Here is an 8,801-nt window from a genome sequence, read left to right as displayed (position 1 = left end):
CCGGCCGCCACGGCGGCGGGCGCGAGCGCGAGGACGCGCAGGAAGTCGCGGCGGGCGGTGCCCTGCGGACGGTGACTGGAGCTGGGCATGCGGCTGTCTCTAGCGAGATTTCGGGGGCACGGCGGGGCGGCGGTGCCCGGTCGGGCGGGGGGCGGAGACGGCCTGGCCGCCGGACCGGCGCCGAGGCAGGATCCTCGGGTGCCGGAGCTGCCGGACATCGAGGTCTACGTCGAGGCGCTCGCGGCGCGGGTGCTGGGTCAGCCGCTGGAGCGCATCCGGCTGGGGAACCCCTTCCTGCTCCGCTCCGCCGACCCGCCGCTCGCCGAGGCGGAGGGGCGGCGCGTCGCCGCGGTGCGCCGACAGGGCAAGCGCGTCGTGCTGGCGCTCGACGGCGACCTGTTCCTGGCGCTGCACCTCATGATCGCCGGGCGCCTCCACTGGAAGGACCCCGGCGCGCGCCTCCCGGGGAAGGCGGGGCTGGCCGCCTTCGACTTCCCCAACGGCACGCTCGTCCTCACCGAGGCCGGCACGAAGCGCCGCGCCGCGCTGCACCTGGTGCGCGGCGCCGCGGCGCTCACCGCGCTCGACCGCGGCGGCATCGAGCCGCTCGAGGCAGACCTCGCCGCGTTCGCCGCCGCGCTCCGGCGCGAGAACCACACGCTGAAGCGCGCGCTCACCGATCCCTCGCTCTTCTCCGGCATCGGCAACGCCTACTCGGACGAGATCCTGCACCGCGCCCGGCTCTCGCCGGTGGCGCTGACCTCGCGGCTCGGCGACGCGGAGGTGGCGCGGCTGCTCGAGGCCACGCGCGAGGTGCTCGGCGGCTGGACGGCGCGGCTGCGCGCGGAGGCGGGGAGCGGCTTCCCCGAGGGCGTCACCGCCTTCCGCGCGGGCATGGCCGTGCACGGGCGCCACCGCCAGCCGTGCCCGGTGTGCGGCACGGCGGTGCAGCGGATCGTGCGCGCGGAGAACGAGGTGAACTACTGCCCGCGCTGCCAGACCGGCGGGCAGATCCTCTCCGACCGGTCCCTCGCCCGCCTGCTGAAGCAGGACTGGCCGCGGACCGTGGACGAGCTGGAGCGCAACCCGGCGCTCGGGCTCCGGCCCGCGCCGGAGCCCGCCGCGCCGCCGTCGAAGGCGCCCCGCCGCCGGTCGCGCTGAAGCCCTCGCCTGCGTCGAGTCCCACGCGCACGGTGCCACGCGCGCGACGCACCCGCGCGCCGGGAGGCGGGCGGGCGACCGCACGGAAGTGCCTGCAATCTGGTGGGGGCGGCTGCGTCCGAGACGCACTGCGGCAATGCTTCGGCGCACCTCGGGCGATGCGGAGCGCGACGGATTGCAAAAGATGCACCAATTGATCTGCGTCTCATTGACAGCGGATTTATTTTGGGATTTCCTCGTCGGCCCCAAATCAAGCTCGTCGACTCCTACCGCCGCACCGAGGAGATCATGGCCTCCGACTTCACGCCTCCGCAGAACCCTCCGTCGTCCCCCGTTCCCAAGAAGAAGATCCGCCGCGAGGACGCGCTCGCGTACCACTCGTCCGGCCGCAAGGGGAAGATCGAGGTCGTCCCCACCAAGCCGTGCGCGACCGCGCGCGATCTCGCGCTCGCGTACAGCCCGGGCGTGGCCGAGCCGTGCCTCGAGATCGAGAAGGATCCCGACGCCTCGTACCTCTACACGGCGCGCGGAAACCTGGTCGCGGTGGTGTCCAACGGCACCGCGGTGCTCGGCCTCGGCAACATCGGGCCCGCCGCCGGCAAGCCGGTGATGGAGGGCAAGGGCGTCCTCTTCAAGAAGTTCGCCGACGTGGACGTGTTCGACATCAACGTGGACGCGCTCGAGATCGACAAGTTCTGCACGGTGGTGAAGGCGCTCGAGCCCACCTTCGGCGGCGTGAACCTGGAGGACATCAAGGCGCCGGAGTGCTTCGTCATCGAGGCGCGCCTCAAGAAGGAGATGCAGATCCCGGTGTTCCACGACGACCAGCACGGCACCGCCATCATCTCCGGCGCGGCCCTGCTGAACGCGCTCGAGATCGCCGGCAAGAAGATCGGCGACGTGCGCGTGGTGGTCTCCGGCGCCGGCGCCTCCGCCATCGCCTGCACCAAGTTCTACCTGGCGCTCGGCGTGAAGCGCGAGAACGTCCTCATGGTGGACACCAAGGGCGTCATCTACCGCGGGCGCACCGAGGGCATGAACGAGTGGAAGGCGGAGTTCGCCGCCGAGACCAAGTGCCGCACGCTCGCCGACGCGCTGAAGGGCGCGGACGTGATGCTGGGCTGCTCCACCAAGGGCATGGTGACGCAGGAGATGGTCAAGTCGATGGCGAAGGACCCCATCGTCTTCGCGCTCGCCAACCCGGATCCCGAGATCGACTACCCGGAGGCGAAGGCGGCGCGCGAGGACGTCATCATGGCGACCGGGCGCTCCGACTTCCCGAACCAGGTCAACAACGTCCTCGGCTTCCCCTATATCTTCCGCGGCGCGCTCGACGTCCGCGCCAAGGCCATCACCGAGGAGATGAAGATGGCGGCGGCGAAGGCGCTCGCCGAGCTGGCCAAGCAGGACGTGCCGGACTCGGTGTCGCGCGCCTACGCCGGCGAGAAGTTCCGCTTCGGCCGCGACTACATCATCCCGAAGCCGCTCGACCCGCGCGTGCTGCTGTGGGTCGCCCCGGCGGTGGCGCAGGCCGCCATCGACGGCGGCGTGGCCCGCGTGAAGCTGGACATGGACGAGTACCGCGACCGGCTGCGCAAGCTGCAGAGCCGCTCGCACCAGGTGATGGGCTCGATCTTCACCAAGGCGAAGAAGAAGCTCGCCCGCATCGTGTTCCCGGAGGGCCACCACCCGAAGATCCAGCAGGCCGCCGAGATCCTCCGCGAGGAGGCGATCTGCGAGCCGGTGCTGCTCGGGCCGGTGGAGGCCATCCGCCGCTCCATCGCCGACCAGCGGCTCGACGACCTCGACGGCGTGACGATCATCGACCCGATGGACAGCCCCGAGTTCTCGCGCTACGTGGCGCGGTACTGGGAGCTGCGCCAGCGCCGCGGCATCACGGTGGAGGAGGCGCGCCGCCGCATCCGCACGCGCAACTACTTCGGCGCGGTGATGCTCGAGCTGGGGGAGGTGGACGGGCTCGTCACCGGCCTCACCAGCGGCTACGCCGACGCGGTCCGCCCCTCGCTCGAGGTGGTGCGCACCCGCGCCGGCAAGCGCGCCGCCGGCGTGTACATCGTGGTCACGAAGCACGACTTCAAGTTCTTCGCCGACTGCACCGTGAACATCGACCCCGACGCGGACGAGCTGGCCGAGATCGCCATCACCACCAGCGACCTGGCCCGCTACTTCGAGGTGACGCCGCGGGTGGCGATGCTCTCCTACTCCACCTTCGGCTCCGCCGGCGGCGGCAGCCCGCAGAAGATGCGGGACGCCGCGGCGCTGGTGCGCCAGCGCCGTCCGGACCTGGAGGTCGAGGGCGAGATCCAGGTGGCCATCGCCACGAACGGCGACGTCCGCGTGCCCGAGTTCCCGTTCTCGACGCTCAAGGAGGACGCGAACGTGTTCGTGTTCCCGAACCTCGACTCGGCCAACATCGCCTACCAGCTGCTCGAGAACGTGGGCGGCGCCGAGGTGATCGGGCCGGTGCTGCTCGGCATGCACAAGCCGGTGAACTGCCTGCAGATGGGCTGCTCGGTGCAGTCGATCGTGAACCTGGCAGCCATCACGGCCCTGCGCGCGCAGGGCGACCAGTTCCTGTTCTGATCTGACGGGGCTGCGCCCCGCCCCACCCTGCTGCGCGGGTCCCGTGACCTCGTGCGCCCGCCTTCGCGGGCTCGCACGAGGTCCCCGCGGGCGGCTCCGCCGCGCACGGGGCTGCGCCCCGCGTTCCCGCGGATTGACAGGCGGGGGAGGCCGGACCACCCTCCCCCGCCATGTCCCGCACCGCCACCCGCCCGCTCCGCCTCGCCCTCGCCGGCTTCGGCAACGTCGGCCGGACCTTCGCCGAGCTGCTCCCCGGCCCGTACGGCCGCGCGCTCCGCGCCGAGGGCGCCGCGCCGGTGGTCACCGCCATCTTCACGAACCGTCACGGGGCCGCCATCGATCCGCGCGGGCTATCGCTCTCGCGCGCGCTGCGGCTGGTGCGCGCCGGCCGCTCGCTCGAGCCGCTCCACCGCGGGCCGCCGGTGCGCTCGGCGCTCGACCTCGTCCGCCGCGCGCCGGCCGACGTGCTGGTGGAGCTGACCCCGCTCGCGCCCGCCACCGGCGAGCCGGCCATCTCGCTGGCCCGCGCCGCGCTGGGGCGCGGGCTGCACGTGGTCACCGCGAACAAGGGGCCGGTGGCGCACGCCCGCGCGCGCCTGGTGCGCCTCGCGGCCCGGAGCGGCGTGCGGTTCCTCCACGAGGGCGCGGTGCTCGACGGGACGCCGGTGTTCAACCTGGTGGAGCGCTGCCTGCCCGGCGCCCGGATCCTCGGGTTCCGCGGCCTGCTCAACAGCACCACCACCCGCGTCCTCGCCGGCATGGAGGCGGGGGCGAGCTTCGAGGCGGCGCTCGCCGAGGCGCAGCGCGCCGGCGTCGCCGAGGCCGACCCGCGCCATGACGTCGAAGGCTGGGACGCGGCGGTGAAGGCCTGCGCGCTCGCGAACGCGCTCATGGGCGCGGACGTGCGACCCGCCGCGGTGGAGCGCCGGGGGATCTCGGGCCTCGGCCCCGGCGACGTCCGCGCCGCCCGCGGGCGCGGGGCGGTGCTCCGGCTCATCGCCCGCGCGCGGCGCGACGGCCGCGCGGTGCGGGTGAGCGTGGGGCCGGAGGAGGTCGCGGACGGCGACGTGCTCGTCTCGCGGGGCGCGGACGGCGTGCTCGTCCTCGAGACCGATCTCATGCGCGAGATCGGGATCTGGGAGGGGGCCGGCGGGGTGGACCAGACCGCCTACGCGATCCTGTCAGACCTGGTGGCGATCGCCCGCGGGCGCCGGCGCCGCTGACCGCGGCGCCTCAGCAGCGCGGCCCGGGACCGCCCGGCTCCTCGCCGTCCTTCGGCTCGCCGTCCTGCGTGCCGGCCCCGGACCGGGGCCGCTGCGGCACCGCTCAGGTGGGAACGCCCATGCGCGGCAGGATCACGAACTGCATCAGGAACCAGAGCCCGGCGACGGCGGCGAAGGCGAGGAGATCGTTCATGTCGACGGCCGTGGGAGCCGGGGCCCGCCCGAAGGGTTCAGTGGCCCGGATCGAGCGCTCTCCCTGAGCCCCGTCGAAGCTACGCGACCAGCTCCAGCACCCGCGCCAGGCGCGCGCGCACCTCCCCCGCGATCGGCGCCAGCTCCGGCCGCGCGGCGGCGATGGTCTGCATGGGGTCGATGGCGGTCACCACCGCCTTCCCGTCGTCGCCCTCGTACACGATCACGTTGCAGGGGAGCATGATGCCCAGGTCCACCACCGCCGAGAGGGCCCGGTGGGCGAGCGCGGGGTTGCAGGCGCCGAGGATCTTGTACTTGCGGAAGTCCAGGCCGAGCTTGGCCTTGAGCGTCTCCTTCACGTCGATCTGCGTGAGGACCCCGAAGCCCTCCGCCTTGAGCAGCTCCGGCAGCCTCTCCAGCGCCTGCTCGTACGTCCAGGACGACGGCTTCTTCATTCCGAGCTGGGACATCGATTCTCCTTTCCCGGTGCGAGCCTCCCACCCGCGCGCCGGTTCGTCGGCGCCCCCGAAGGAATCCCGCGCTCGCGGCGTGGCTCAGACGCCCGAGAGGCCGGTCGCCGGCCGGGAGGCTGCCCATGGGGAAGCGAGCACTGGTGCTGGGCGGCGGCTTCGCCGGCCTGGAGAGCGCGATCCGGCTGCGCGCGCGCGGGTTCGAGGTGACGCTGGTCTCGGACCGGCCCTACCTCTTCATCCACCCGACCTCGATCTGGATCCCGACCGGCGAGCTGCCGTTCGAGGAGGCCTGCCTGGACCTCGCCGGCGTCGCGGCGCGTCGCGGGTTCGAGCTGCGGGTCGGGAAGGTCGAGGAGCTCGAGGGCGCCTCCCGCCGGGCGAAGGTGGACGGGCGGCGCCTCGCAGCCGATCACCTGGTGGTCGCCCTGGGCGCCTCGCGGCTGCGGCCGGAGGGGGTCGAGCACACCGTGACGCTGGGCGGGGATCCCGCCGCCGCGACCTCCTTCCGCGTGGCGCTCGAGGCGCTGCTCGCGCGCGGCCGCGGCCGGATCGCGGTCGGCTTCGGCGGCAACCCCCGGGCGCCCTCGGCGGTGCGCGGCGGCCCGGCCTTCGAGGTGGCGTTCAACCTCGACGCGCTCCTGCGCCGGCGCGGGCTGCGCGATCGCTTCGAGCTGACCTTCTTCGCGCCCATGGCGCGCCCCGGCGAGCGCATGGGCGAGAAGGCGGTGGCGGCGGTGGGCCGGATGCTCGCGCGCCAGGGGATCGCCCTGCGCGCGGGCCGGAAGATCGTCTCGTTCGACGCGGGCGGCGTGGCCCTGGAGGGCGCCGAGCGCGTCGACGCCGACCTGGTCGCGTTCCTCCCCGCCGGCGACGGGCACCCGGTGGTGAAGGCCTCCGACCTGCCCCGCGACGAGGCCGGCTTCGTGCGCGTGGACGCGGGCTGCGCCGTCCCCGGCATGCCCGGCGTCTGGGCGGTGGGGGACGTCGCCGCGCTGGAGGGCCCGGCCTGGAGCGCGAAGCAGGGCCACCTGGCGCAGGCGATGGCGCGCGTCGCCGCCGACAACGCCGCGTCCTGCGAGGCGGGCGGCGCGCCCTGCGCGAGCTACCTCGCGCACCTCGCCATCGTGTGCCTGATGGACACCGGCACCGGCGGCGCGCTGGTGTACCGCGACGACCGCACCGAGCGGCTGGTGCCGCTGCCGGTGGTCGGTCACTGGATGAAGAAGGCCTGGGGCCGGTACTTCAAGGCCGAGCGGCGGGGGATGGTGCCGCGGATGCCGGGGACGTAGGGGGGGGCGGGTTCTCTGATTCATTGCGGGGTCTGGGCAGTGAGGGTGCAGCGGCGGTCGGAGGCGGGCGCGCGTGTCCGGAACCGTCGCGGCGCGATCGGCTCGCCCGAGACCCGAGGGCGGGGCGCGGGGCGCGGTGGGCGCTGGGGCTCTCCGCAGGCGCGGCCCAGTACCGGAAGACCGCGGCCGAGCTCATCCAGCGGTACCCGGGGGGTCGAGGGTGCGCTCCGGGAGGGCAAGCTGTGCCTGTCCTCCGTGTGCGAGCTGGCGAAGGTGGTGACCACCGACAACTGCGCGGAGAGGGGCCCCTTCCCGCGCTGGGCGGCGCCTCGACGGCGGACAACCTCCGGATCCGTTGCCGCGGGCACAATCTGGAGGAGGCGCGGCGGGTCCTCGGGGACGCGCTCGTGGACGCGTACGCGGGGAGAGGGCGCGGCGTGCGGCTACGGGGACGCGAGGCCGCGGCTCACAGGCTCACGCGCAGCGCGACGCCGGCGTCCAGCACGGGCGCCTTGCCGAGCCGCGGGTCGGGCGGGGCGCCGAGGAACGCGGCGGCGCCGGCGGGGACCTCGTAGGCGAAGCGGAGCTCGCCGCCCTTGCGGCCCATGTGGCCGGCCACGAACGTCTCGACGCGCAGGTACGTCAGCACCAGCACCGAGTGGTCGAGCCGCACCACGAACGTCCGGTCGGAGAGGTTCCCGAGCGCGGAGAGCGTGAAGATGGTGTTGTTCCAGCGCCCGGGCTTCGGCAGCATCGCGTACGCGCCGGCGTAGTGGCGGCCCAGGTAGAACGGGCGGAACGCGGCCGGGTCCTGCTGCACCAGCGCAGGCGCGGCGGGGTTCGAGAGATCGAGCCGCGGCGCGCCGGCGGCGAGGAACGGGTAGACGTCGGCGTCGGAGTACCCGGAGTCGTCGAAGAAGTACTCGGCGCCGACCGTGACGGCGTCCTCGTCGGAGTACTTCGCGGACCAGCTCCCACCCAGCACCACCTGCGGGGTGAAGCCGCGCGGCTCGTACTGCGCGTAGCCGAACGGATCGGTGAGCGTGGGCGCGGTCTTCCGCCAGCGGGTGCCGTCGGCGCCGGTGCGCAGCGCGGCCTCGGCGTACAGGTCGAAGTCCCCCACCCCGCCGGACAGGTCCACGCCGAACCGCGGCCGGTGGCCGTCCTGCACCATGGCGTCGAGCCCCAGCTCCGCGGTGCCGGCCACCAGCTCGGCCCGGCCGCCGGCGCCCACCCGGCCGACCCGGTCGGTGGCGCGCGCCTCGCCGGCCAGGTCCTCGAAGGCGAGCACGCCGTAGAAGTTCCACCCGCGCGCCTCCCAGGGCACGTGCACCTTCACCATGCTCGTGCCGCTGCGCGCGTCGTAGACGGCCAGCGGGTCGCGCTTCACGGGGTGGAGGAAGTCGGTGGGGTTCCAGAACTTGCCCACGCCCCACTTCACGTGCTGCTTGCCGGCGGTGACGAACGCGCGGCGCCCGAGATCGAAGTTCACCCACAGCTGATCGAGCGTGCCGCGCGGGTTCGAGGCGACGGTGGCGGCGGACTCGGTGACGCCGGCGCTGGGCTGGGTGAGCGCGACGCTGGCGCGCGAGAGCGTCGGATCGTAGCTCATGCGCCCGAGCACGAACGCGCGGACCCGGTCGTTGGGCCGGGTGTCGAGGTACGTGTCGAGCAGGTTCGGCGAGGCGAGGTACCAATCCGCGGGGTCCACGCCCTCCTGCCAGGTGCCGACGGCGCGCAGGTAGAGCTGCCCGCCGATGCGGAGCGGGTCCTCGCGCTCGCGCGAGATGATCCCCTCGGGCGGCGGGGGCACGGCGTTCGGCGAGCCGCCGCTCCCGAACAGCTGCGCCTCCACGTCC

6 protein-coding genes and 2 pseudogenes are annotated in these 8,801 nt (G+C 73.9%); 6 read left to right on the top strand and 2 right to left on the bottom strand.

The window, feature by feature from the left end; translation table 11 throughout:
* Nucleotides 1-198 precede the first annotated feature (198 nt).
* The 4 genes and pseudogenes from PSR1_RS19420 to PSR1_RS19410 all read left to right on the top strand — a co-directional run bounded on the left by PSR1_RS19420 (nucleotide 199) and on the right by PSR1_RS19410 (nucleotide 4,988).
* On the top strand, nucleotides 199-1,161 hold the full coding sequence (locus PSR1_RS19420; RefSeq protein ID WP_059439071.1) for an Fpg/Nei family DNA glycosylase: 963 nt from the start codon (nucleotides 199-201) through the stop codon (nucleotides 1,159-1,161).
* 348 nt (nucleotides 1,162-1,509) lie between these two features.
* Nucleotides 1,510-2,763, top strand: a pseudogene (locus PSR1_RS25035) (malic enzyme-like NAD(P)-binding protein); the annotation flags it as partial.
* Nucleotides 2,764-2,784: 21 nt separating this feature from the next.
* A complete protein-coding gene (locus tag PSR1_RS25030) occupies nucleotides 2,785-3,765 on the top strand; it encodes a phosphate acyltransferase (protein ID WP_370539104.1) in 981 nt (326 codons plus the stop codon).
* A gap of 170 nt (nucleotides 3,766-3,935) precedes the next feature.
* Nucleotides 3,936-4,988 (top strand): homoserine dehydrogenase, encoded by a 1,053-nt coding sequence (locus tag PSR1_RS19410; protein WP_059439069.1) that lies wholly within the window; start codon nucleotides 3,936-3,938, stop codon nucleotides 4,986-4,988.
* 272 nt (nucleotides 4,989-5,260) lie between these two features.
* Here PSR1_RS19410 and PSR1_RS19405 read toward each other — a convergent pair whose 3' ends face one another.
* Nucleotides 5,261-5,650 carry a DUF302 domain-containing protein gene (locus PSR1_RS19405; RefSeq protein ID WP_059439068.1) on the bottom strand — a complete coding sequence of 130 codons (390 nt, stop codon included), beginning with the start codon at nucleotides 5,648-5,650 and terminating at the stop codon, nucleotides 5,261-5,263.
* A 125-nt stretch (nucleotides 5,651-5,775) separates the two neighbouring features.
* Here PSR1_RS19405 and PSR1_RS19400 point away from each other — a divergent pair, with 125 nt between their 5' ends.
* A complete protein-coding gene (locus tag PSR1_RS19400; protein ID WP_059439067.1) occupies nucleotides 5,776-6,942 on the top strand; it encodes an NAD(P)/FAD-dependent oxidoreductase in 1,167 nt (388 codons plus the stop codon).
* Between the two features lie 134 nt (nucleotides 6,943-7,076).
* A pseudogene (locus PSR1_RS24690) lies at nucleotides 7,077-7,242 on the top strand (HNH endonuclease); the annotation flags it as partial.
* Between the two features lie 166 nt (nucleotides 7,243-7,408).
* On the opposite strand, the gene PSR1_RS19395 reads toward PSR1_RS24690, so the two are convergent.
* Nucleotides 7,409-8,801 (bottom strand): hypothetical protein (locus PSR1_RS19395; protein WP_059439066.1); only part of this gene is annotated, 1,393 nt, incomplete at its 5' end.

Source organism: Anaeromyxobacter sp. PSR-1, assembly GCF_000964525.1.
In the GTDB taxonomy this organism is placed as follows: Bacteria; Myxococcota; Myxococcia; order Myxococcales; family Anaeromyxobacteraceae; genus Anaeromyxobacter.
The sequence above is the reverse complement of the archived record's forward strand: the minus strand, read 5'-3'. Positions and strand labels throughout refer to the sequence as shown.

Bases quoted from the DNA above. Each gene is read 5' to 3' on its own strand.
- PSR1_RS25030 (WP_370539104.1), top strand. From the start codon at position 2,785: ATGGGCTCGATCTTCACCAAGGCGAAGAAGAAGCTCGCCCGCATCGTG.
- PSR1_RS19410 (WP_059439069.1), top strand. From the start codon at position 3,936: ATGTCCCGCACCGCCACCCGCCCGCTCCGCCTCGCCCTCGCCGGCTTC.
- PSR1_RS19405 (WP_059439068.1), bottom strand. From the start codon at position 5,650: ATGTCCCAGCTCGGAATGAAGAAGCCGTCGTCCTGGACGTACGAGCAG.
- PSR1_RS19400 (WP_059439067.1), top strand. From the start codon at position 5,776: ATGGGGAAGCGAGCACTGGTGCTGGGCGGCGGCTTCGCCGGCCTGGAG.